The sequence below is a fragment of the Salipiger aestuarii genome (genome assembly GCF_003259905.1).
GTDB lineage: Bacteria > Pseudomonadota > Alphaproteobacteria > Rhodobacterales > Rhodobacteraceae > Salipiger > Salipiger aestuarii.
In genome coordinates this window covers 84,908-107,175 of record NZ_QLMG01000005.1, presented here as the reverse complement: position 1 = coordinate 107,175, position 22,268 = coordinate 84,908, and the positions used below count along the sequence as shown (strand labels likewise).

Sequence of the window (22,268 nt, the reverse complement as noted above, 5' to 3'; positions counted from 1 at the left end):
TCCTTGCCACACCGCCCCGCATGACCAGCCAATACGCGCCGCCCGCAGACGACATCCCCGTGCTGCATCACGACCACGAACTGCTCGTGGTGAACAAGCCCGCCGGGCTGCTGTCGGTGCCCGGCAAAGGCCCCGATCTTGCCGATTGCCTGCTGACCCGGATGGAACGTGCCTTTCCCACGGCGCGGCTGGTGCATCGGCTCGACAGGGACACGTCCGGCGTGATGGTCTTCGGCCTGACCGAGCACGCCCAACGCCATCTGGGGCGACAATTCGAGGAGCGGCGCACGAAAAAGACCTATGTCGCCCGGCTGCAAGGCCGTCTGGTCCCAAAGACCGGCACCGTCGATCTGCCGTTGATCGTGGACTGGCCCAACCGGCCCCGGCAAATGGTGTGCCACGACACCGGCAAGGTCGCGATCACCGACTGGCGCGTGATGAAGGTCTCTGACAGCGAAACCCGCGTCAAACTCTACCCATTGACCGGGCGCAGCCATCAGCTGCGGGTGCACACCTTGTCGCTGGGTCACCCGATCCTGGGCGACACGCTTTACGCCCCAGACTCCGCCGTCGGTTTCCCACGCATGATGTTGCACGCCGAAGAACTGCGCCTGCACCACCCCGATGGCGGCGCGGGCGTAAAATTCCGCGCGAAAGCCCCGTTCTGACCCCCCAGGCAGGGGCGCGGCGCCGGCCCCTTCATCTTGCCCGATAAACTCCGGGGGGCCGAAGGCGGGGGCAGCGCCCCCTCCCCGCTCTCCAGCCGCGCGAACCGCCAGTCTTGCCCGCGCAAACGGCGAGAGGCGCGCAGACGCGCCTCCCGCCACCTCACTCGGCGGCCCAGCCGCTGACAGCCTTGATTTCAAGGAAATCGTGAATGCCGGCAATACCGCCCTCGCGACCATTGCCCGACTGCTTCATACCGCCGAACGGCGCACCCGGCGCACGGCTCTTGCCGTTCATCTCGACCATGCCCGAGCGCAGCTGGCGCGCAAGCCGCCGACGGCGATCGGTATCGGTGGATTGCACATAGTTTGTCAGCCCGTAGGGGGTGTCATTGGCCAGGTCGACGGCCTCGGCTTCGGTGTCGAACTTCATGATCGACAGCACCGGGCCAAAGATTTCCTCGCGCGCGATGGTCATGTCGGGCGTGACATCCGCAAACACCGTGGGGCGCACATAGAACCCCTTGTTGAACCCCTCGGGGCGGCCGGGGCCGCCGGCCACAAGCCGCGCACCTTCCTTGATACCCGTCTCGATCAGCGCCTGGATCTTGTCGTATTGCGTCGCGTTGACCACCGGGCCGATGTGCTTGCCCTCCTCGGACGGCGCACCCACGGTCACGGACTTCGCCACGGTGGCGGCGGTGTCGACGGCACGATCATAGACGCCCGCCTCGACCATCATGCGCGACGGCGCGTTACAGCTTTGCCCCGAGTTCTGCATCATGTGCAGCACGCCGCGCTTGACCGCCGCATCTTCGGCATCGGCAAAGATCAGGTTGGCGCCCTTGCCGCCAAGCTCCAGATGCACGCGCTTCAGCGTCTCGGCCGCCGTCCTGGAAATGGCGCGCCCGGCGCGGGTCGATCCGGTAAAGCTGACCATGTCCACATCCGGGTGCCCCGACAGCTGCGTGCCGACCCCGGCGCCATCGCCGTTCACCAGGTTGAACACGCCGTTGGGAAAGCCCGCCTCGTCCATCATCTCGGCAAACAGAAGCGCCGACAGCGGCGATTCCTCGGACGGTTTCAACACCATGGTGCAGCCCGCCACAGCCGCCGCCCCGACCTTGAGCGTGATCTGGTTCATCGGCCAGTTCCACGGCGTGATCAGCGCGCAGACGCCGACCGCCTCGTGAATCATCCGGGTATCGGGGAAAGCGTCGGAGAACGGCTTTTCGAAGTCGAACCGCTTTGCCGCGTCGATGAAATTCTTCAGATGATAGCTGCCCGCCCCGACCTGGCCGCTGCGCGACAGCGCGATCGGCGCGCCCATTTCCAGCGTCATCGCCTGCGCCATTTCTTCGGCGCGCGCCGTGTAGACCTCCAGCAGTTTTTCAACCAGCGCGATACGCTGCGCCGCCGGGGTTGCCATCCAGCCGGGCAGCGCGCGCTTGGCGGCAGCCACGGCGGCATCGGTATCGGCCCGGTCCCCAAGCGAGATCACCGCGCAGGGGTCTTCGGTGGCCGGGTCGATCACCTGGTGGTCGCGCGCCGTTGCCGCATCCACCCAGGCCCCGTCGATGTAGAACTGGCGTTTCTCGATCATGTCATGTCTCCGTTCATCTGATCTGTGGGCCGAATTTGATCAAATTCTTCCGCTCAGCGACACACTGTCACTGCGTCCCGCCAACCGCAAGCCGGGGTCTTGCACTCGTGATTTTGGAATGTATCTAATCCTGCAAGACCAAAGCCGACCTATTTCCACAGGAAAGGAAGACACCATGGCTCTGCGCATCAATGACGAGATCCCGAACCTTCATGTTACCACCGACCTTGGCGAGTACGATCTGCACGACTGGATCGGCGACTCCTGGGCGATCTTCTTTTCGCACCCCAAGGATTTCACCCCCGTGTGCACCACGGAATTCGGGGCCGTGGCGCAGCTGTCAGACGACTGGGCCAAGCGCGGCACCAAAGTGATGGGCATTTCCGTTGACGGCGTGGCCGAACACAAGTCCTGGAAGGGCGACATCGAGAAAACCGCGGGGGCGTCCGCAGGCTTTCCGATCATCGCGGACGAAGACCTGACCGTGGCCAAGGCGCTCGACATGCTGCCCGCCGACGCCTATCTGCCCGACGGGCGCACCCCGGCCCACAGCGCCACCGTGCGATCCGTGTTCATCGTCGCGCCGAACAAGAAGGTGCAGTTGATGATGACCTATCCGATGTCCGTGGGCCGCAATTTCGCCGAGGTACTGCGCGCTCTGGACGCGCTGCAAAAGACCTACGACGCGCCTCTGGCGACTCCTGCCAACTGGGAAACCGGCCAGGACGTGATCGTCGCCCTGTCGCTGGACGACGCCGCCGCCGCCGAGAAATACGGCGCGCTGGACATCAAGCTGCCGTACCTGAGGTTTGCCAAAGACCCGGCCTGAGTTTTCGGGATTGGTTATGACGTCGAAGGCCCGCCGGAAACGGCGGGCTTTCCTTATGCCCGCACGATCATCTTTATCGACGCATGACATTACCCGTTCCGTCGCTCTGACTTTGGCTTGGGCGGCCTGGATGGTTCCGCAGGCTAGGGTTGCAACGACCGTATGGACGACACGCGCACCGCCGACTGCCGCTCCTCAGTATCAGACCTCATGAGGCTGTTCCGGTGGGGGGTTGCAAACAGCGATCGCCGTTGCCCGCAACTTACCGCGACATGCGGTTACGAAACGACAGACTGGCGCGATCGGCCACTCGGAATTTCATCGCGCGCTCAGACATCGAACCGATACACGCCCCCGCGTCCCCGCGCGATGGCGTGGCGTTCGATCATCCGCCGAGTGTGCGGCTTGTCCTTGCCCCGGTGCAGCGACATCAGCTGCTCATAGGTGCCGTGATCGGCCACGGTGCGGCGGGTATTGTGGCGGATGTATTCGATCCAGGTTGGCACATGATATGTCTCCTGCCAGAGTCTGGGGTCTTCGAGATCGCGCATCAGGACCCAGTTCTGGGCCCCGTCGCGGATGCGCACCCGGCGACGTTCGGCCATAACGGCAAGGAATTGCGGCACATCCGCGGGGGCGATCTCGAATTCGGTCACGGCCACCACGGGTCCGCTGCGGGGCTGCACGTCCAGCTGCAACATCGGCTCGCGGAACAGCCCCATCGGAGACAGGTCAAGGTTGCCGTATTCGGGCAGAGCCCGCCGCAGCCCCACCAGCGCCGCGACCGCCATCGTCATTGCCGCCCCGACCAGCGCGATCCGCAACGACTGCCCGTCCGACACCGCGCCCCACAGCCAGCTGCCCAGCGCCATACCGCCAAAGCTGGCCGACTGGTACAGCGCGATGGCGCGCCCCACGACCCAGCGCGGCGTCGACAGTTGCACCGTCACGTTGAACAGCGACAGCGCGATGACCCAGGCCGCCCCGCTTGCCATCAACGCCGGCAGGCAGACCCAGATCACCGGCGCAAGGGCCAGCACCAGCGTCGACGCTGCCCCGGCCCCCGCCGCAAGCCGGCAGATATGTTCATTGTCCATCACCGCGCGCAGCCGGGCATTGAAGAACGCCCCGCCAATCGCCCCCACTCCGAACGAGCCAAGCAGAATGCCATAGGTCGTGGCGTCGCCCGCCAGCCGTTCATGCGCCACCACCGGCAACAGCGACAGCACCGCCACCGCCCCCAGCCCGAACACAAAGGCCCGTCCCATCACGTTCACCAGGTTCGGAGACATCGCGACGTAGCGCAGCCCCGACTGGATCGCGAGGCGCAGCGGTTCGCGCGGCAATGCGTTGTCCGGAACCGGCGCCTTCCACAGCCAAAGCGCCGCGATCATGGCGACATAGCTCACCGCGTTCAGGGCAAAGGCCGCCGCTGCCCCCGCCGTCGCGACGATGATCCCGCCGATGGCCGGCCCGACAGAGCGCATCGCGTTGAACGCCATGGAATTCAGAGCCACCGCCGCCGGCAGGTCTTCGCGCGGGACGATGTCGCCCATCGACGCCTGCCAGGACGGGTTGAAAAACGTCGATCCGGTGCCGATCATGAATGTCAGCCCCACCAGCAGCCAAGGGGTCATCAGCCCCCACCACGCGAGGGCAGTCAGCAGCGCCGCCGAGCCCATCATGAAAAACTGCGCCCCGATCATCACCTTGCGGCGGTCGTGACTGTCGGCGAGCGTGCCCGCAAACACCGCGAACAGCATCGTCGGCACCGTCACCGCCGCCTGCACCAGCCCGACCATCGCGTCGGACGAACTGATCTGCGTCATCATCCAGCCCGCCCCGACCGACTGCACCAGCGTCCCCAGGTTCGACACAAGCGACGCCCCCCAGCGGTTGCGAAACGCAGGGATGCGCAGGACGGAAAGCGGGCTGGAGACAGGCTGGGGCATGCAGGCTCGGAGATCCGGAAAACGGCAACCGCCGAAGCGCGGGCCTTGGACAAAGACTGGCACAGCCCCCCCCGAGGTCAAGGCCCCCGTGGGCACTCATCTGTCATCGGGCCGGAAATACCCGGACCGGGGGCTGCGCGCCCCCGCGAACCGGGCAGGTGACGGGTGTGTCGCGGAACCGGCGGCGCCTCGCAGCGGTTGGCCCGGCGCGCGACCTTTGCGTTGGTCCGCGCGCGATGCAGTTGGTCCGCGCGCGATGCAAAAGGGGCCGGCGTTCTGCACACCGGCCCCTGGTCACGAATGTATGTCCGATCAGAGCGTCGGGTAGATCGGGAACCGCTTGAGGAACGCCTGCACTTCGCCGCTGACCTTGGCTTCGACCCCGGCGTTGCCGTCTTCGCCATTCGCGGCAAGCCCGTCGACCACCTCGATGATCCAGTCAGCGATCTGGCGGAAGGCGTCTTCGTCAAAACCGCGCGTGGTGCCTGCGGGCGAGCCAAGGCGGATGCCCGACGTCACCGTCGGCTTTTCTGGGTCGAAGGGCACTCCGTTCTTGTTGCAGGTGATGTGCGCCCGGCCCAGCGCCTTTTCGGTGGCGTTGCCCTTGACGCCCTTGGGGCGCAGATCGACCAGCACCACATGGGTGTCGGTGCCATGCGTCACCGTATCCAGACCGCCCTTGATCAGCTGATCCGACAGCGCCTGCGCGTTCCTGACGACCTGCGCGGCATAGGTCTTGAACGACGGCTGCAACGCCTCGCCGAATGCCACGGCCTTGCCGGCGATGACATGCATCAGCGGGCCGCCCTGAATGCCGGGAAAGATCGCCGAGTTCACTTTCTTGGCGATGGTCTCGTCATTGGTCAGGATCATGCCGCCGCGCGGGCCGCGCAGGGTCTTATGGGTTGTCGTGGTCGCCACATGCGCGTGGGGGAAGGGCGACGGATGTTCGCCACCGGCGACAAGCCCCGCGAAATGCGCCATATCGACCATCAGGTAGGCCCCGACGCTGTCGGCAATCTCGCGCATCCTGGCAAAGTCGATCTGGCGCGGAATGGCCGAGCCGCCGGCGATGATCAGCTTGGGCTTGTGCTCGGTCGCAAGCTCTTGCACCTGATCGTAATCAAGGCGGTTGTCCTGCTGGCGCACGCCGTACTGGACGGCGTTGAACCACTTGCCCGACTGGTTGGGCCTGGCGCCATGGGTCAGGTGGCCGCCCGCATCGAGGCTCATGCCAAGGATGGTGTCGCCCGGCTGGATCAGCGCCTGATACACGCCCTGGTTCGCCTGGCTGCCCGAATTGGGCTGCACATTGGCAAATTCACAGCCGAACAGCTGCCTGGCGCGGTCGATGGCAAGGTTTTCCGCCACGTCCACCCAATCGCAGCCGCCGTAATAGCGTTTGCCCGGATAGCCTTCGGCGTATTTGTTCGTCATCACCGACCCCTGCGCCTGCATCACGGCGCGGGAGACGATGTTTTCCGACGCGATCAGTTCGATCTCGTCGCGCTGGCGACCCAGTTCGCCGGTGATCGACGCGAAAAGCTCGGGGTCACGATCGGACAGGTCCTGGGTAAAGAAGCCGTCATCGCGGTGCGGGGCGTTCATGGGCGTGGTCTCCCGGTGTCAAGGATTCGTCATATGGCGCCTAGGTACTGGAAAGCGCGCCCCGCGCAAAGGGATCAAAGCGCCATTCCGGCGGTAGATGAACGACGTCACTGGCAGCTTGGGGAAACTTGTGGTTGTTTCGGAACACCGACCGCGCAAAGGGGAAACACATGCCGCTGAAGATCGCCTTTTGCGCGTCCAACGCACCCATCGCCCAGGCGGCGCTGGCGGGGCTGACGCGCCGCTACGGCGACCATGCCGAAGATGGGGCGGATGTGATCGTGGCGCTGGGCGGCGACGGGTTCATGCTGCACACACTGCACCGCACGCAGGAACTGGCGGTGCCGGTCTATGGCATGAACCGGGGCACGGTCGGGTTTCTGATGAACGCTTATTCCGATCACGCGCTTGAAGAACGGCTGTCCTCGGCCGAAGAAGCGGTCATCAATCCGCTGTCGATGCGCGCCCACAAGCTGGATGGCTCGATCCACGACGCGCTTGCGATCAACGAGGTGTCGCTGTTGCGTTGCGGGCCGCAGGCGGCGCGGCTGGCGATCCATGTGGATGGCAAGTTGCGCCTGCCCGAACTGGTCTGCGACGGGGCGCTGCTGGCCACCCCCGCCGGGTCCACCGCCTATAACTACTCGGCGCACGGGCCAATCCTGCCCATCGGCGCCGAGGTGCTGGCCCTGACCTCGGTCGCCGCCTTTCGCCCGCGCCGCTGGCGTGGCGCGCTGCTGCCCAAGGGCGCCGAGGTCACATTCGAGGTGCTTGAACACGAAAAGCGCCCCGTCATGGCCGAGGCCGACAGCCAGTCGGTGCGCGACGTTGTGCGGGTGCATATCCGGTCCGAGCCGACGGTCCGGCACAGGGTCCTGTTCGACCCCGGCCACGGTCTGGAAGAACGTCTGATCCGCGAACAATTCGTCTGAACCGCGCGGAACCTTTCCCGCCGCGGGTGGTTCTGTATCCGAACCCCGCAACGATGCGGACATGACTGCCAGAGAAAGGAGTACTCCGATGAATTGGGATGTGATCCAGGGCAAGTGGAAACAGATCAAGGGCGATGCGCAGGCCCAGTGGGGCAAGCTCACCGACGATGACCTCGACCGCGCCGAAGGCGACCGCGAAAAGCTGGTCGGCGTGATCCAGGAACGCTATGGCATTGCCAAGGACGAAGCTGAGAAAGAGGTTGATTCCTTTTATCACAAGCACGCCGCCTGACGCCCTGTCAGGATGCCGCCCGACGCACCGTCGGGCCTGTTCGTAAGCAGGCAAAGGCACGAATCGACCCCGGGTGTTCCCTCCCCGGGGTCTTTTCACGTCTGACGGGGACGGATTGCGGCGGCGCGTCAAATGCCGTCTTATGCGGCGAGTTTCCCAATTGCCCGGGGCCCCCATGCTGCAAGCGTTTCACCACGTCGCGATCATCTGTTCGGACTATCCCCGCAGCCGCGCGTTTTATGTCGACATTCTGGGCCTTCGGGTCATTGCAGAGACCCTGCGGGCCGAACGCGACAGCTGGAAGCTGGATCTGGAGATCCCCGGCGGTGGGCAGATCGAACTGTTTTCCTTTCCCACCCCCCCTGCACGCCCGTCGCGCCCCGAAGCGCGGGGCTTGCGCCACCTTGCCTTTACCGTCCATGACGTTGCGGCGATCAAGGCGCGGCTACAGTCACGGGGCGTCGCCGTGGAAGACATCCGCACCGACGCCCTGACCGGCAAGCGGTTCACCTTTTTCGCCGATCCCGACGGGCTGCCGCTGGAACTCTACGAAGCATGACCGTTGCCCGGGCGGCGTCCGTCTGGCAGGATCGTCTTGCATCGCAGGAGAACCGGGAATGTCTGCTATCATGAAAGCCGCGCTGGTCAGGGCGTCCATCGGCGCGTTTGCGCTGGGCGCGTTTGCCGACGCCGCGCAGGCGGCCTGCGCCACCCAGCCCGAGATCGCGCAATTCGTGGCGAGCTACCTGGCGCGCGAGCCCGCGGCGGCGCTTGGCGCGGGCGGCACCATGCAGGATGCGCTGTGCACCCAGGCGAGACTGGCACAGGCGCTGGCGCCCGAACTGGGTCCGGTGGTCGGCTACAAGGCCGGGCTGACCAGCAAGCCCGCTCAGGACAGGTTCGGCGTCACCGCCCCCGTGCGCGGCCTGCTGTACCGCGACATGCTGCTGCACGACGGCGCCTCCGTTCCGGCGGATTTCGGCGCGGTTCCGATGGTCGAGGCCGACCTGCTGCTGATCGTCGCCGACGACGCCATCGCCGGCGCCACGACTCCCGAACAGGTGCTTGGCCATATCTCGGCCATCCGCCCGTTCATCGAATTGCCCGATCTGGTCCTTGCGGCCGGCGAACCGATGACCGGCGTGACACTGACCGCCATGGGGGTCGGCCCCCGGCTTGGCGTGATGGGCGATGACATCGTGGTCACCGACCCCGCGCTCATGGCACAGAGGCTGGCGGACATGACCGTGACCCTGACCGCCGCCGATGGCACGGTGCTGTCCGAGGCCCCCGGCCGCGCGGCGCTGGGCCATCCGGCGAACGCGCTGCTGTGGCTGATGTCGGATGGGGTGACGCTGAAGGCGGGCGACATCGTCAGCGTCGGCGCCTTCGGCCCGTTTGTTCCGGTGGCCAGCGCCGGGAAGGGCGCGACCGTGCGCTACAGCGGCCTGCCCGGAGACCCGGCGATCTCGGTCAGCTTCACGCGGTAACGCCCCCGGGCGAGGCCGAAAGGGGCGCTGCCCGCTTTCCCGACGCATGGATGCGAACGCCGGCCCCGGCAGGGCCGGCGCAGAGGTCAGGCCGGCGCGCTGTTGGCGTAGCCAAGTTTTTTCAGCGCAACCTCGATCTCGTCCAGGATGGCCGGATCGTCGATGGTCGCGGGCATCTTGTAGGTCTCGCCATCGGCGATCTTGACCATGGTCGCGCGCAGGATCTTGCCCGAGCGCGTCTTGGGCAGCCGGTCCACCACCGCGCAGAGCTTGAAGGCGGCAACCGGGCCGATCTGGTCGCGCACCAGCTTGACACATTCGCGACAGACCTCGGCATCATCGCGATCCACGCCCGAGCTCAGACAGATCAACCCCAGCGGCGTCTGCCCTTTCATCGCATCCGACACCCCGATCACCGCGCATTCGGCCACGTCCGGATGCGACGAAAGCACATCTTCCATCGCGCCCGTCGACAGCCGGTGGCCCGCCACGTTGATGACGTCATCGGTGCGGGACATGATATACAGATAGCCGTCTTCGTCCTTTTTGCCCGCGTCCCCGGTTTCGTAATAGCCGGGGAAGTGGGTCAGATAGGATTTTCGGAACCGGTCCTCGGCCTGCCACAGCGTCTGCAACGTGCCCGGCGGCAGCGGCAGCCTGATCGCGATGGCGCCCAGCGTGCCCGGTTCCACCTCGTGCCCGCCTTCATCCAGAATGCGCACGTCATAGCCCGGCATGACGACGGACGGACTGCCCAGCTTGATCGGCAACTCCTCGATGCCGATGGGGTTGGCGGCGATGCCCCAGCCGGTTTCGGTTTGCCACCAATGGTCGATCACCGGCACGCCAAGGTGCTTTTGCGCCCATTCGATGATGCTGGGATCGGCCCGTTCGCCCGCAAGGAACAACGCCTGAAGGTCGTGCAGCTTGTAGCGGCGGATCCATTCTCCATCCGGGTCGGCGCGGCGGATGGCGCGCAAAGCGGTTGGCGCGGTGAAGAACGATTTCACCCGATGGTTCTGGATAATGCGCCAGAACACCCCGGCGTGGGGCGTGCCGATGGGCTTGCCTTCGAACACGATGGTCTGGGCGCCTGCGATCAGGGGACCGTAGCAGATATACGAATGCCCCACGACCCAGCCGACATCGGATGCGGCCCAGAACCGATCTCCGGCCTCGATGTTATAGATGTTTTTCATCGTCCATTGCAGGGCGACAAGATGACCGCCGGTGGACCGTACCACGCCCTTGGGCTGGCCGGTCGTGCCGCTGGTGTACAGGATGTAGGCCGGGTGGCTGCCTTCGACCGGGACGCATTCGGCGGGCTTTACGCCGTATTGAAAGCCGTGCCAGTTGAAATCGCGGCCCTCGACCAGCTTGGCCACTTCTTGCTCGCGCTGAAAGACGACGCAGAATTCGGGCTTGTGCGTCGCCTGTTCGATGGCGGAATCCAGCAGCGGCTTGTAATGCACCACCCGCCCCGGTTCCAGCCCGCAGCTTGCGGCGATGATCGCCTTGGGCGTGCAATCGTCGATGCGCACCGCCAGTTCATGCGCGGCGAACCCGCCGAACACCACCGAATGCACCGCGCCGATGCGCGCGCAGGCGAGCATCGCCTCAAGCGCCTCGGGGATCATCGGCATATAGATGATGACCCGGTCGCCTTTTTCCACGCCGCGCATCCGAAGCGCCCCGGCGAGGCTGGCCACCCGATCGCGCAGCTCGCGATACGTGATGCCCTTGCTGGCATGGGTGATCGGACTTTCGTGCATGATGGCGATCTCGTCGCCGCGCCCGGCTTCGACATGACGATCGACCGCGTTCCAGCAGGTGTTCACCATGCCGTCCGCGAACCACTCGTACATGTCGCCGCCCTTGTCCAGCAGCGCCTTGGTCGGCTTGCGGTCCCAGTCGATGGCTTCGGCGGCCTCCATCCAGAAGCCATCGGGATCGGCCTGCCAGGCCGCGTACACGTCCTTGTAACCCATGGATACGTCCTCTTCTCACTATTGGAGGAAGGTGTTAGGCTTCGCCCCGGCACCGGGCAAGCCTGTTACCGTAAACTGCGACCCGATTACACGATAGTTTGCGAAGTCAGCTGGAAATCGCCGTGCAAATTTTGCAAAGTCACCGGATCTTCGCAGATCGCGGTGCAACCGATGGGGGATGTGCAAACATGCTAATCCGGATATTGCAAATCTCGCGCCGGGCAGGATGACCACAACGGACCGTGCAGGTCGCCCTGACCGCGTCAGTCCTGCTGCCCCAGATCTGCTGCCCAGTCATGCTGGCCCGGCCCGCCCCGCCAGGGCGCGTCAGCCGTAGCTGGCGACGGGGGTGCCCGCGATGGCCGCCATGTTCAGCAACCCGCGCGAGGAGATCGACGGCGTCACGATATGCGCCCGGTTGCCCAGCCCCATCAGGATCGGCCCGACCTCAAGCCCGCCCGCCTTGAGCCGCAGGATGTTGCGCACGCCGCTGGCCGCATCCGCCTGGGCGAAGATCAGAACATTCGCCGCGCCTTCCAGCCGGTTGCCCGGCATCAGACGCTCGCGCAGATCGGCGTCAAGCGCGCTGTCCACGTGCATTTCGCCCTCATACATGAAATCGCGCGGGCAGCTGTCTAGGATGTCCAGCGCCGCGCGCATGCGCGGTCCGGTGCCATCCGCCTGGTTGCCGAACTGCGAGCGCGAGCACAGCGCCACCTTGGGCGTCAGACCAAACCGGCGCACATGACGCGCAGCCCCGATGGTGGTGGCCGCGATCTGTTCGGCGTTGGGTTCGGTCCAGACCTGGGTATCGGCCAGAAACAGCGGCCCGTCTTCCAGGATCATCAAGGACAGCGCGCCCTGCGGTTCGGACCCCCGCCCCCCCAGCACCTGCGTGATGTAATTGAGATGCCAGCGATATTCGCCAAACGTGCCGCAGATCATGCTGTCTGCCTCGCCCCGGTGCACCATGATCGACGCAATCGCCGTGGTGTTGGTGCGCAGGATGGCGCGCGCGAGGTCAGGCGTCACGCCCTTGCGCGCCATCAGCGTGTGATAGCTTTCCCAGTAATCGCGGTAGCGCGGGTCATCGTGAGGGTTCACAACGTGGAAATCCCGTCCGGGGCGGATTTCCAGCCCCATGCGTTCACAGCGCGATTCCAGCACCTCGGGGCGACCGATCAGAATCGGATGTTCGGTGGTTTCTTCAAGGATCGCCTGCGCGGCGCGCAGCACACGCTCGTCCTCGCCCTCGGAAAAGACGATCTTGCGGCTGGCAGTACGGGCCGCGTCGAAAACCGGCCGCATCAGCAAAGCCGATTTGAACACGCTCGCGTTCAGCTTTTCCTTGTACGCCCCAAGATCGTCGAGCGGGCGGGTCGCCACGCCCGACTCCATCGCGGCCATGGCCACGGCGGAGGACACCACCGCCGACAGGCGCGGATCGAACGGCTTGGGGATCAGGTAGTCGCGACCAAAGGTCATCTGCTCGCCATGGTAGGCGGCGGCGGCCTCGGCGCTGGTGGTGGCGCGGGCAAGGGCTGCGATGCCGGTCACGCAGGCGATGGCCATCTCGTCGTTGATTTCGGTCGCGCCCACGTCAAGCGCGCCGCGAAAGATGAACGGGAAACACAGCACGTTGTTGACCTGGTTGGGAAAATCCGACCGCCCCGTTGCCATGATGGCATCGGGGGCAACCTCGCGCACCAGATCTGGCATGATTTCGGGGTTCGGGTTGGCAAGGGCGAAGATGATCGGCCTTGCCGCCATGCGCGCCACCTGTTCGGGCTTCAGCACCCCCGCCCCCGACAGCCCCAGAAACAGATCCGCGCCATCGACCACGTCATCCAGGGTACGCTTGTCCGAGGCCTGGGCAAAAGCGGCCTTGTGCGGGTTCATATCCTCGGTGCGGCCCTCGTAGACAAGACCGTGGATGTCGCACAGCCAGACGTTTTCCCGCTTGACCCCAAGCTTGAGCAGCATGTTGAGACAGGCGAGGCCGGCCGCGCCCCCGCCGGTCGAGACGATCTTGATGTCTTCGAACGACTTTCCGGCGACGTGCAGCGCGTTGGTGGCAGCGGCGCCCACAACGATGGCCGTGCCGTGCTGATCGTCGTGAAAGACCGGGATGTTCATCCGCTCACGGCAGATCTTTTCCACGGTGAAGCAGTCAGGCGCCTTGATATCTTCGAGATTGATCGCCCCGAAGGTCGGTTCCAGCGCGCAGACGATGTCCGCCAGCTTTTCGGGGTCGGGTTGATCCAGTTCGATGTCGAAACAGTCGATATTGGCGAATTTCTTGAACAGGACCGCCTTGCCTTCCATCACCGGCTTGGACGCCAGCGGCCCGATATTGCCCAGCCCCAACACGGCGGTGCCGTTCGACACCACCGCCACCAGATTGCCCCGCGCGGTGTAGCGGGCCGCATTGGCGGGATCGGCCTTGATCTCCAGGCAGGCCTCGGCGACGCCGGGGCTGTAGGCCCGGCTGAGGTCGCGCCCGTTGGCCAGCGGCTTGGTGGCGCGGATCTCAAGCTTTCCGGGCTTGGGGTTCTCGTGATAGAACAGCGCCGCCTGGCGCAGGCTTTCCTGGCTCGTTTCGGACATCTGCGGCTTTGCTCCCGATATAGTTCATCACTGAACAACTCGATGTGCGTCGCATATCAGGAAGGCCGTGTTGCGTCCAGTAGCGCGCGGCGTCAGTAGACCACCGCCCGCAGCAACTCGATGCGATCTTCGGCCTGCTGGACCGTAAGCTCGCTGTTGAACGGTTCACCCGCGCGTTCGGACAACTCGCGCAGACGCGCTTCCTGCGATGCGGTCATTGGCTCGCGGGGATCGGGGGGGACGTCAAGCGCGGCATCAAGCTGGACGGTGTCGGCAAAATCGGTCTGCATGTTCATCTGATAAAATCCTCTGTCTGGTCTGTGAACGCCCCGGCCCGGCCCCCGGTTCCATGGCGCGGCGGCGGCCGCCCCCGCTCAGACGGCTCGCATTTCCAAGGGTGACAAGGCGCAACCGCGCCGCTACAACGCCCGCGAAATAATGTGACGCACCCCGAGAGGAGCCCTCATGACCACCCTGGTTTTCGGCCACAAGTCCCCCGACACCGACAGCACCGGCAGCCCGATCATCTGGGCCTGGTACCTCAACGAAGTGAAAGGCACCGCCGCCAAGCCCGCGCTGCTGGGCGAACCCAACACCGAAGCCGCCTTCATGCTGAAACACTGGGACCTTGAGAAACCCGAAATCATCTCGGACGTGACCGAGGGCGCGCCGGTGATCATCGTTGACACCAACAACCCTGCCGAACTGCCCGCCTCGATCAACGCGGCAGACATCCAGGGCATCATCGACCACCACAAGCTGGTCGGCGGCCTGGAAACCAGGGGCCCGATCGACATCACGATGCGCCCGCTGGCCTGCACCGCGACGATCATGGTCGACCTGATGGGCAAGGATCTGGGCAGGATGCCTGACGCGATCAAGGGCGCGGCGCTGACCTGCATCCTGTCCGACACTCTCGAATTCCGCTCGCCCACCACCACCGCACATGACCGCGCCGTGGCCGAGACCCTGGCGGCAGATCTTGGCATCGACATCCCAGAGTTCGCGGCACAGATGTTCGCCGCCAAGTCGGATGTGTCCGATTTTTCGGATGCCGAACTGATCCGCATGGATTCCAAGGAATACGCCGTCGATGGCACCAGGTTCCGCGTATCGGTTCTGGAAACCACGGCGCCGGAAATCCCGCTGGGCCGCAAGGCGTCGCTGATGGAAACCTTCAAGACGGTCGCAGCAGAAGACGGCGTGGACGAGGTGTTGTTGTTCGTGGTCGACATCCTGAACGAAGAAGCGACGCTTCTGGTGCCCAACGAACTGGTCAAGGCAGTGGCGGAAAGGAGCTTTGGCGCATCGGTCGACGGCGACACCGTGGTCCTTCCCGGCGTCATGAGCCGCAAGAAACAGATCATTCCGAATCTGAAGCTGTGATCCGATCCCGAAAACTCTTCGTACGAAGAGTTTTCCCGTACGGCGCGAGGGTGGTCTAAAACTCTTCGTACGAAGAGTTTTAGACCCGCTGACCACAGAGGCGCCCAACCCAGGGCGTCTTTTGCACAGGCGCTCTGGCGTTTTGCCTGCCCCCATGCACTTTCGCGCGGGCAATACACCGAGGCCCCGATGTCCGACCCCATCCACATTTCGAGCGAGGCGCTGTCTGTCACGGTCGCCGCCATGGGTGCCGAATTGCAAAGCCTCCGCCTGAATGACGCCGAGCTGCTCTGGCAAGGCGACCCCGCGTGGTGGAACGGTCGTGCGCCCTTGCTTTTCCCAATTGTCGGCCTGGCGCGTGACGACAAGCTCGCCTTCGCGGGTGACGTTTTCCACATGCCCAAGCATGGTTTTGCGCGTCGCACATTGTTCGATCTGGCTGCCGCCGATGATACCTCGTGCCGTCATGTCCTGCGTGACAGCACAGCAACCCGAGCCTGCTTTCCCTTTGCGTTCGAGCTGGCGGCGATCCACCGGGTCGAGGGCGCGACCCTCACCGAGGCTGTCGAGATCACGAACCGTGACCTCCGGCCCATGCCTTTCGGGTTTGGCTTTCATCCTGCGTTCAACCTGCCGCCGGCTGGGGCAAGCGGATCTGCTGCGGTCACGCTGAGCAACGGCGGCGCGCCCGCGCTCGCGCGACTCCGGGATGGCCTTCTCGGTGCCGACCGGCTGCCATCGCCCTTCACCATGGGGCACCTCGACATCACCCCCGATCTGTTCGAAGATGACGCTCTGATCTTTCCCGACGGCGCAGGCGATGCGTTGACCCTGACCTTCGAAACCGGGCCTCGCCTGCATTTCACATTTGAAAACCTGCCCAACCTCGCCATCTGGCAGAAGGTCGGCGCGCCGTTCCTGTGCATCGAACCCTGGCACGGAACCGCCGGCGCGCATGGCGGCTCGGCGCAGATGGCCGACCGGCCCTGGACCGTCATCCTGGATCCGGGCGACACCGCGCGATTTGCGTGGTCGGTGACCGCGCAAGGTTGAAAGACCTGCTCGAAAGGCCGGGCTGACCGACCGGGCCGAAAGGCTGGTCAAAAGCGCGACCGCCCCCTAGGTAGGGGCAGACACCTGACGCCAGAAAAGGCCCGTACCGCATGAGCCAGATCATCGACGCCCTTTCCGAGATTTCCGACCGCTACGACGCCATGTTCGTAGACCTCTGGGGCTGCGTGCATAACGGCATGACCGCCTATCCCGAGGCGGTCGAAGCTTTGCGAGCCTATCGCAAGCGCGGCGGCATTGTCGTGCTTGTCACCAATTCGCCACGTCCCCGTGTCGAGGTGATGAAGCAGCTGGAACAGTTCGACGTCCCGCAGGATTGCTGGGACAACATCGCCACGTCCGGCGACAGCGCCCGGTCAGCCATGTTCTGCGGCGCTGTCGGCTCGAAGATCTGGTTCATCGGGACCGAAATCGACCTGCCGTTTTTCGAACCGCTCAAACTGATCGAGACCCCGGTGCCGATCACCCGCGTGCCGCTGGAAGATGCCGAAGGCATTGTCTGCACCGGCCCCTACGATTCCAGACAAGCCCCGACGGTGCTGCGCCCCCAGTTGCTGTATGCCAAACAAAAGGGACTGAAGCTGCTTTGCGCCAATCCCGATGTCATCGTGGACCGGGGCGAGGTGCGTGAATGGTGCGCCGGTGCCGTGGCCGATCTTTATTCCGAAATGGGCGGCGAGAGCCTGTATTTCGGCAAGCCCTTTCCGCCCATCTACGATCTTGCACGGCGCCGCCTGGCCGAAATCGCGCCCGAGATTTCCGACAGTGGCATTCTTGCGATCGGAGACGGGGTCAAGACCGATATTCTGGGTGCGCAGGGCGAAGAGCTCGATTCGCTGTTCATTTCGGGCGGAATCGCCGCCGAAGAAACCGGAACCGACCGACAGCCCGATCCCGTCAAGCTTGACGCCTATCTCGCCACCCATTCGGTGAACCCGGCCTACAGCATCGGGTTCCTGCGCTAGACCGCGCCCCCGACCGTTGATTTTACGTCGCCCGCCATCGCGGGTGGCGTTTTGTCTTGGACACGCGCCCCGGTTCTGGAGCCGGCCCTTCATGACAGGGCTTGATTTTCTGCGCGTGCAAAGTAATAAAGTTTCCCAAACCGGATCAGTCTGGGACTATTGTTACCGAATGAATCATGACGGAGGCAAAGATGCTGGACAACTTTCCGCGCGGAACGATCTGCATCGAGGACATCGAGATCGGGATGTCCCGACACATCCGAAAGATCGTGACGGACCGCGATATCGAGATGTTCGCCGAGGTGTCGACCGACCGCAATCCGGTGCACCTTGATGACTCCTATGCCCAGGACACGATCTTTCAGGGGCGCATTGCGCATGGGATGCTGACCGCCGGTCTGATCTCGGCCGTCATCGGAGAGCAGTTACCGGGGCATGGCACCGTCTATCTGGGCCAATCGCTCAAGTTCATCGGCCCGGTGCGGCCCGGTGACATGGTGACGGCAAGGGTCACGGTGACGGGCATCGACCATTCCAGGCGGCGCGTGACGCTGGATTGCGCATGCACCGTGGACGACAAGCCGGTTCTGACTGGCGAAGCCAAGGTGCTGGCCCCATCGCGCAAGTTCGACTGATACGGTCGCGCTCTGAGGCGCCCGGGCCAGTGGCGCGGGAGGCGGTCTCGGGCGGGAATGGTCCGGGGTCCGGCGAACCGCGCGCAGGCTTCTGACGGGGTGGTTCACAACGAGTCGCTGACGCGAAAGCCATCCGGAATGATGTCGCGGCGCTCAAGCAACAGCGTGGCCATGATCCGCGCCACGCGGGGCGCCATGCCAAACCCGATCTTGAAGCCGCCGTTGGCAATGTAGTGACCGGGGCGGTCCGGCCAGGGACCAAGCATCGGCGCACGGCTTTTGGCGCGGGGACGCACGCCCGCCCAGCGTTCGACGACCTCGGCGCCGCGCAGCACCGGCAGGACGGCAAGCGCGCGCGCGTGCAGATCATCGCATTGCGCGTCACACCCGGCAGGATCGTCGAAGTCACGTTCCGAAGTCGACCCGATCGCGACAGTGCCGTCGTGATGCGGCACAATGTGCAAGCCGCCCGCAAAGATCTGCGGCGCATCGCCCGCGTCATGGCGCAGCAGGAGCGACTGACCTTTCACCCCAGCGCCGACAGCCTTGCCCAGATCCTGTGACAGCGCGCGCAGGCCATGCCAGCCGGTGGCGTGCAGCACCTGGCCTTCGTCCGGCGCGTCGGACGTTATGTCGACGCCGCGCGCGTTCAACGCCGCGACCAGCGCCGCCGCCGCACGGCGCGGCGACAGGCGCGCCGACAGCGTGTCGCGGATCAACCAGCCCGACGGGGTAACGGGGGCCCAGGGCCCTGCTATCTCGGCGCGGATCAGATCCCATGTGGCGTGATGCTGCCAAAGCGCGCGGGCGGTTTCCGACCGGGTGCGCGCCAGATCCAGCGCGCGGTCGTCCTGGACCGGTTGCAGCCTGCCCGAGCGGGCGTAATCCGGCGACACCCCGCCCGCGGCTTCGATGCCCGCCCAAAAGGACCGCGCCATCAAAAGGCTTTCCAGCTGGATCTGTTTTTTCGCGTTCCAGTTTTCCGGAACATGCGGGGCAAGCGCACCGACCAGCCCCCCCGACGACCCCATACCGGGGCCGAACGGGTCGACCACGCGCACCCTTGCGCCCGCCTGCACACAGGTCCAGGCGATCGACAGACCGAATATCCCCGCCCCCCGCACGGTCACGTCGATGCTTGTCATTGCCCGCCCCCTTCTGCATGGTCGCGCCAGTTCTAGGACAGACCATCATGACGAACCAGCCCGAGGCGCCGATCTGGCGCGACGGAGAGGTGCCGGTGTCGGCCCGCTTCGATGATCCTTACTTTTCGCTCGACGACGGGCTGGCCGAAACGCGCCACACCTTTCTGGCGGGCAACGGCCTGCCAAAGCGGTTCCGAGACGGGTTCCATGTGGCCGAGCTGGGTTTTGGCACGGGGCTGAACCTGCTGGCCACGCTGGCGCTGTGGCGCGACAGCGGCGCGAATGGCGTGCTGCGGTTCACCACGTTCGAGGCCTTTCCCATGGCCGCCGCAGATATGATCCGCGCGCAGGCGGCCTTTGCCGACCTGGCCGGAATAGCGGCTGAACTGGCGCCCTTCTGGCGCGCGGATGCGCGCATCGTCCGCCTGCCCGACCTGCATTTCGAACGGATCGACGGCGACGCGCGCACCACCCTGCCCGACTGGACCGGCATGGCGGACGCATGGTTTCTGGATGGATTTTCGCCCGCGAAAAACCCCGAGCTTTGGGGCGCGGCGCTGATGTCGCAGGTTGCCCGACACATGGCTCCGGGAGGCACGGCGGCGACCTACACGGCGGCGGGACATGTCCGGCGCGCGTTGCAGGCGGCAAAGCTTGAAGTGACGCGCCTGCCCGGATACGGGCGCAAGCGGCACATGACCCGAGCGGAGCGCCCCCTATGACGGAACAGAACACCAGGCTTGGAATCTGGCTTATGATACTGACGACATTTGTGTTCGCGATCCAGGACGGGATCTCGCGGCATGTGTCGGGCGAATACAACGTCTATATGGTGGTGATGATCCGCTACTGGTTCTTTGCCGCCTTCGTGATGGCGGTGGCGGCGCGCAAGGCGGGCGGTCTGCGCGGTGCGGTCAGGACCACACAGCCGGTGTTGCAGATCTTTCGCGGCGTGCTGCTGGTGGCCGAGATCTGGGTGATGATCAGCGCGTTCGTGCTGCTGGGCCTTACCGAAAGCCATGCGGTGTTCACCGTCTATCCGCTGCTGATCGCCGCGCTCTCGGGGCCGATCCTGGGGGAAAGGGTCGGCTGGAAACGCTGGTCGGCCATTGGTGTCGGCTTTGTCGGGGTGGTCATCATCCTGCAACCCACGGGGGGGGTGTTTTCGCCCCTGGCGGCGGTGCCGTTGCTGGCGGCGCTGATGTTCGCGCTCTACGGACTGCTGACGCGCTATGTGGCGCGGCGTGACAGCGCGGCGACCTCGTTCTTCTGGACCGGCGTGTCCGGCGCCATCACCGCCACTGCGGTGGGCGCGTTCTTTTGGGAACCGATGTCCGGCCCTGACTGGGGCTGGATGATCGTGCTGTGCTTTACCGGCACGGCGGGGCATTTCACCCTGATCAAGGTCTACGAGGTCGCCGAGGCGTCTGCGGTGCAGCCCTTTGCCTACCTTCAGCTGGTGTTCGCCGCAACCATCGGCATGACACTGTTCGACGAGACGCTGCGGCCCAATGTGGTGATCGGTGCGGCCATCATCGTCGCTGCCGGGCTGTTTACGCTCTGGCGCGAACAGTTGGCACAGAAAAAGACCTAACCCTGCCAGAAGCGCGGAGTGAACAGCGCGAACACCGCCATCACCTCCAGCCGGCCGGTCAGCATCGCAAAGGCCAGCATCCATTTCGCGGCGTCGTTGATACCCGCGAAATTGCCCGCCGGGCCGATTTCGCTGCCAAGGCCGGGGCCGACATTGGCCAGCGCCGTCGCCGCCCCGCTGATCGAGGTGATGAAATCCAGACCGGTCATGCCCAGACCCACCGACAGCACGCCCAGCGACACCACGAAGAACGCAAAGAACGCCAGCACCGATGACAGCGTCTCGTCATCCACCTGGCGCCCCTGAAAGCGCGGGATGAACACGCCATGGGGCGCGCGGATGCGTTTCAGCTGAACGCGGACCGACGCGAACAAAATCTGGTAGCGAAAGATCTTGACCGAACAGGTGGTCGAGCCCGCGCAGCCTCCGATCAGGCCGATAAAGAAAAACATCGTGATGATGAACGGCCCCCAGCTCATGTAATCGACCGACGCATAGCCCGTGCCCGAGATGATCGAGGTGATGTTGAACAGAGATTCGCGGATCGCCTGTTCGGGATGATGCGGAAACAGCATCAGCAACGTGCCCGCCATCACCGCAACCAGCGCAAGGATGGTCAGCAGGAAGACGATGATCTGGCTGTCGCGCCAGAACGGGCTGTAGTGACCGTTCAGCATCTGCACATAGCGCACGAATGGCAGCGCGGCGGCCACCATGAAGCACGACGCCACATATTCCGCCGGCCCCTGGAATGTGCCGAAGCTGGCATCGTAGTTGGAAAAGCCCCCCGTCGACAGGGTCGTCAGCGCATGCACCGTCGCGTCGAACGCGTTCATGCCGCACAGCAGATACGCCACCGCGCACGCCAGCGTCAGCGCCACATAGATGGTCGAGATCGACGAGGCGATTTCCGTGGCGCGGGGCAGGATCTTGCCCATGGTCTCGAACGCCTCCGAGCGGAACACCTGCATGCCCCCCACGCGCAATTCGGGCAGGAACACCATGGCCACCACGATGATGCCGATGCCCCCCAGCCATTGCAGGATGCCGCGCCACAGCAGCAAGCCCATCGGCAGGTCGTCCAGCCCGGTGAATACCGTCGATCCGGTGGTCGTCAGGCCTGACATCGCCTCGAAATAGGCGTCGGTAAAGCTGGCCTCGGTCGCACCGAAGATGAACGGCAGCCCGCCGAACAGCGGCAGCGCCGCCCAGACACCGACGGTCAGCAAGAACGTCTGCTGAAGCGTCAGCCCCTCCTTCACCGCATTGGCGCAGGCAAGCGACGTCAGCCCGCCCGCAAGCACGGTGAACACCCCGCATTCCAGAAAGACATGCCATTCGCCGCGCCCTTCGGCGATGTCGACCAACATGGGCAGGAACATGGTCGCGCCCAACGTCGCGACAAGCAGGCCGATGACATAGGCGACGGGGCGAAGATCGAACATGAGGCAGAGCGTTGAACCGTGCGCGCGCGCCTGTCAAGCAGCGGCGTGACCGGCGCGTCGG

At 64.9% G+C, this 22,268-nt stretch carries 20 protein-coding genes; 12 read left to right on the top strand and 8 right to left on the bottom strand.

The window, feature by feature from the left end; translation table 11 throughout:
* Positions 1-20: 20 nt before the first annotated feature.
* The gene (locus ATI53_RS04715) at positions 21-668 is read left to right on the top strand and encodes a pseudouridine synthase (RefSeq protein ID WP_034452807.1); all 648 of its coding nucleotides are present in this window, start codon (positions 21-23) and stop codon (positions 666-668) included.
* Between the two features lie 160 nt (positions 669-828).
* Here ATI53_RS04715 and ATI53_RS04710 read toward each other — a convergent pair whose 3' ends face one another.
* Positions 829-2,268 (bottom strand): aldehyde dehydrogenase family protein, encoded by a 1,440-nt coding sequence (locus ATI53_RS04710; protein WP_111549827.1) that lies wholly within the window; start codon positions 2,266-2,268, stop codon positions 829-831.
* A 175-nt stretch (positions 2,269-2,443) separates the two neighbouring features.
* On the opposite strand from ATI53_RS04710, the gene ATI53_RS04705 reads away from it, so the two are divergent.
* Complete coding sequence (locus tag ATI53_RS04705; RefSeq protein ID WP_009505192.1) at positions 2,444-3,097, top strand: redoxin domain-containing protein; 654 nt, start codon at positions 2,444-2,446, stop codon at positions 3,095-3,097.
* Between the two features lie 329 nt (positions 3,098-3,426).
* On the opposite strand, the gene ATI53_RS04700 is transcribed toward ATI53_RS04705, so the two are convergent.
* Both ATI53_RS04700 and glyA read right to left on the bottom strand, forming a co-directional pair.
* The gene (locus ATI53_RS04700) at positions 3,427-5,049 is read right to left on the bottom strand and encodes an MFS transporter (RefSeq protein ID WP_111549826.1); all 1,623 of its coding nucleotides are present in this window, start codon (positions 5,047-5,049) and stop codon (positions 3,427-3,429) included.
* Positions 5,050-5,361: 312 nt separating this feature from the next.
* Positions 5,362-6,657 carry a serine hydroxymethyltransferase gene (gene glyA / locus ATI53_RS04695; protein ID WP_009505194.1) on the bottom strand — a complete coding sequence of 432 codons (1,296 nt, stop codon included), beginning with the start codon at positions 6,655-6,657 and terminating at the stop codon, positions 5,362-5,364.
* 170 nt (positions 6,658-6,827) lie between these two features.
* On the opposite strand from glyA, the gene ATI53_RS04690 reads away from it, so the two are divergent.
* The 4 genes from ATI53_RS04690 (at position 6,828) to ATI53_RS04675 (ending at position 9,371) form a co-directional block, all read left to right on the top strand.
* Complete coding sequence (locus ATI53_RS04690) at positions 6,828-7,589, top strand: NAD kinase (RefSeq protein WP_009505195.1); 762 nt, start codon at positions 6,828-6,830, stop codon at positions 7,587-7,589.
* A gap of 88 nt (positions 7,590-7,677) precedes the next feature.
* On the top strand, positions 7,678-7,881 hold the full coding sequence (locus ATI53_RS04685) for a CsbD family protein (protein WP_009505196.1): 204 nt from the start codon (positions 7,678-7,680) through the stop codon (positions 7,879-7,881).
* A 175-nt stretch (positions 7,882-8,056) separates the two neighbouring features.
* Positions 8,057-8,440 (top strand): SMU1112c/YaeR family gloxylase I-like metalloprotein, encoded by a 384-nt coding sequence (gloA2, locus tag ATI53_RS04680; RefSeq protein ID WP_009505197.1) that lies wholly within the window; start codon positions 8,057-8,059, stop codon positions 8,438-8,440.
* Between the two features lie 58 nt (positions 8,441-8,498).
* The gene (locus ATI53_RS04675; RefSeq protein WP_009505198.1) at positions 8,499-9,371 is read left to right on the top strand and encodes a 2-keto-4-pentenoate hydratase; all 873 of its coding nucleotides are present in this window, start codon (positions 8,499-8,501) and stop codon (positions 9,369-9,371) included.
* An 86-nt stretch (positions 9,372-9,457) separates the two neighbouring features.
* On the opposite strand, the gene ATI53_RS04670 is transcribed toward ATI53_RS04675, so the two are convergent.
* From ATI53_RS04670 to ATI53_RS04660, 3 genes are all read right to left on the bottom strand, one after another.
* A complete protein-coding gene (locus tag ATI53_RS04670; protein ID WP_009505199.1) occupies positions 9,458-11,359 on the bottom strand; it encodes a propionyl-CoA synthetase in 1,902 nt (633 codons plus the stop codon).
* Positions 11,360-11,686: 327 nt separating this feature from the next.
* On the bottom strand, positions 11,687-13,966 hold the full coding sequence (locus tag ATI53_RS04665; RefSeq protein WP_111549825.1) for an NADP-dependent malic enzyme: 2,280 nt from the start codon (positions 13,964-13,966) through the stop codon (positions 11,687-11,689).
* 92 nt (positions 13,967-14,058) lie between these two features.
* The gene (locus tag ATI53_RS04660) at positions 14,059-14,262 is read right to left on the bottom strand and encodes a DUF3072 domain-containing protein (RefSeq protein WP_009505201.1); all 204 of its coding nucleotides are present in this window, start codon (positions 14,260-14,262) and stop codon (positions 14,059-14,061) included.
* A 169-nt stretch (positions 14,263-14,431) separates the two neighbouring features.
* Between ATI53_RS04660 and ATI53_RS04655 the strand changes: the two genes are divergently transcribed.
* The 4 genes from ATI53_RS04655 (at position 14,432) to ATI53_RS04640 (ending at position 18,023) form a co-directional block, all read left to right on the top strand.
* Entirely contained in the window at positions 14,432-15,352 is a 921-nt protein-coding gene (locus tag ATI53_RS04655) for a manganese-dependent inorganic pyrophosphatase (protein WP_111549824.1), read from the top strand.
* A 189-nt stretch (positions 15,353-15,541) separates the two neighbouring features.
* The gene (locus ATI53_RS04650; RefSeq protein ID WP_111549823.1) at positions 15,542-16,405 is read left to right on the top strand and encodes an aldose 1-epimerase family protein; all 864 of its coding nucleotides are present in this window, start codon (positions 15,542-15,544) and stop codon (positions 16,403-16,405) included.
* 110 nt (positions 16,406-16,515) lie between these two features.
* On the top strand, positions 16,516-17,388 hold the full coding sequence (locus ATI53_RS04645; RefSeq protein WP_009505204.1) for a TIGR01459 family HAD-type hydrolase: 873 nt from the start codon (positions 16,516-16,518) through the stop codon (positions 17,386-17,388).
* A 191-nt stretch (positions 17,389-17,579) separates the two neighbouring features.
* Complete coding sequence (locus ATI53_RS04640; RefSeq protein WP_009505205.1) at positions 17,580-18,023, top strand: MaoC family dehydratase; 444 nt, start codon at positions 17,580-17,582, stop codon at positions 18,021-18,023.
* A gap of 104 nt (positions 18,024-18,127) precedes the next feature.
* Here the strand turns inward: ATI53_RS04640 and ATI53_RS04635 are convergent, their stop codons facing one another.
* Complete coding sequence (locus ATI53_RS04635) at positions 18,128-19,168, bottom strand: NAD(P)/FAD-dependent oxidoreductase (RefSeq protein WP_009505206.1); 1,041 nt, start codon at positions 19,166-19,168, stop codon at positions 18,128-18,130.
* Between the two features lie 47 nt (positions 19,169-19,215).
* Between ATI53_RS04635 and mnmC2 the strand changes: the two genes are divergently transcribed.
* Both mnmC2 and ATI53_RS04625 read left to right on the top strand, forming a co-directional pair.
* Positions 19,216-19,890: a tRNA (5-methylaminomethyl-2-thiouridine)(34)-methyltransferase MnmC2 gene (mnmC2, locus tag ATI53_RS04630; RefSeq protein ID WP_009505207.1), complete on the top strand. Its 675-nt coding sequence runs from the start codon at positions 19,216-19,218 to the stop codon at positions 19,888-19,890.
* A complete protein-coding gene (locus tag ATI53_RS04625; protein WP_111549822.1) occupies positions 19,887-20,762 on the top strand; it encodes a DMT family transporter in 876 nt (291 codons plus the stop codon). The genes mnmC2 and ATI53_RS04625 overlap by 4 nt, the downstream gene beginning before the upstream one ends.
* Here ATI53_RS04625 and ATI53_RS04620 read toward each other — a convergent pair.
* Positions 20,759-22,207, bottom strand: a complete 1,449-nt coding sequence (locus ATI53_RS04620; RefSeq protein WP_009505209.1) for a TrkH family potassium uptake protein — start codon at positions 22,205-22,207, stop codon at positions 20,759-20,761. The genes ATI53_RS04625 and ATI53_RS04620 overlap by 4 nt on opposite strands.
* Between the last annotated feature and the right edge of the window lie 61 nt (positions 22,208-22,268).

Bases quoted from the DNA above. Each gene is read 5' to 3' on its own strand.
- ATI53_RS04625 (WP_111549822.1), top strand. From the start codon at position 19,887: ATGACGGAACAGAACACCAGGCTTGGAATCTGGCTTATGATACTGACG.
- ATI53_RS04665 (WP_111549825.1), bottom strand. From the start codon at position 13,966: ATGTCCGAAACGAGCCAGGAAAGCCTGCGCCAGGCGGCGCTGTTCTAT.
- ATI53_RS04640 (WP_009505205.1), top strand. From the start codon at position 17,580: ATGCTGGACAACTTTCCGCGCGGAACGATCTGCATCGAGGACATCGAG.
- ATI53_RS04715 (WP_034452807.1), top strand. From the start codon at position 21: ATGACCAGCCAATACGCGCCGCCCGCAGACGACATCCCCGTGCTGCAT.
- mnmC2 (WP_009505207.1), top strand. From the start codon at position 19,216: ATGACGAACCAGCCCGAGGCGCCGATCTGGCGCGACGGAGAGGTGCCG.
- ATI53_RS04690 (WP_009505195.1), top strand. From the start codon at position 6,828: ATGCCGCTGAAGATCGCCTTTTGCGCGTCCAACGCACCCATCGCCCAG.
- ATI53_RS04655 (WP_111549824.1), top strand. From the start codon at position 14,432: ATGACCACCCTGGTTTTCGGCCACAAGTCCCCCGACACCGACAGCACC.
- ATI53_RS04705 (WP_009505192.1), top strand. From the start codon at position 2,444: ATGGCTCTGCGCATCAATGACGAGATCCCGAACCTTCATGTTACCACC.
- ATI53_RS04685 (WP_009505196.1), top strand. From the start codon at position 7,678: ATGAATTGGGATGTGATCCAGGGCAAGTGGAAACAGATCAAGGGCGAT.
- gloA2 (WP_009505197.1), top strand. From the start codon at position 8,057: ATGCTGCAAGCGTTTCACCACGTCGCGATCATCTGTTCGGACTATCCC.
- ATI53_RS04670 (WP_009505199.1), bottom strand. From the start codon at position 11,359: ATGGGTTACAAGGACGTGTACGCGGCCTGGCAGGCCGATCCCGATGGC.
- ATI53_RS04645 (WP_009505204.1), top strand. From the start codon at position 16,516: ATGAGCCAGATCATCGACGCCCTTTCCGAGATTTCCGACCGCTACGAC.
- ATI53_RS04620 (WP_009505209.1), bottom strand. From the start codon at position 22,207: ATGTTCGATCTTCGCCCCGTCGCCTATGTCATCGGCCTGCTTGTCGCG.
- ATI53_RS04660 (WP_009505201.1), bottom strand. From the start codon at position 14,262: ATGAACATGCAGACCGATTTTGCCGACACCGTCCAGCTTGATGCCGCG.
- ATI53_RS04700 (WP_111549826.1), bottom strand. From the start codon at position 5,049: ATGCCCCAGCCTGTCTCCAGCCCGCTTTCCGTCCTGCGCATCCCTGCG.
- ATI53_RS04635 (WP_009505206.1), bottom strand. From the start codon at position 19,168: ATGACAAGCATCGACGTGACCGTGCGGGGGGCGGGGATATTCGGTCTG.
- ATI53_RS04675 (WP_009505198.1), top strand. From the start codon at position 8,499: ATGTCTGCTATCATGAAAGCCGCGCTGGTCAGGGCGTCCATCGGCGCG.
- ATI53_RS04710 (WP_111549827.1), bottom strand. From the start codon at position 2,268: ATGATCGAGAAACGCCAGTTCTACATCGACGGGGCCTGGGTGGATGCG.
- ATI53_RS04650 (WP_111549823.1), top strand. From the start codon at position 15,542: ATGTCCGACCCCATCCACATTTCGAGCGAGGCGCTGTCTGTCACGGTC.
- glyA (WP_009505194.1), bottom strand. From the start codon at position 6,657: ATGAACGCCCCGCACCGCGATGACGGCTTCTTTACCCAGGACCTGTCC.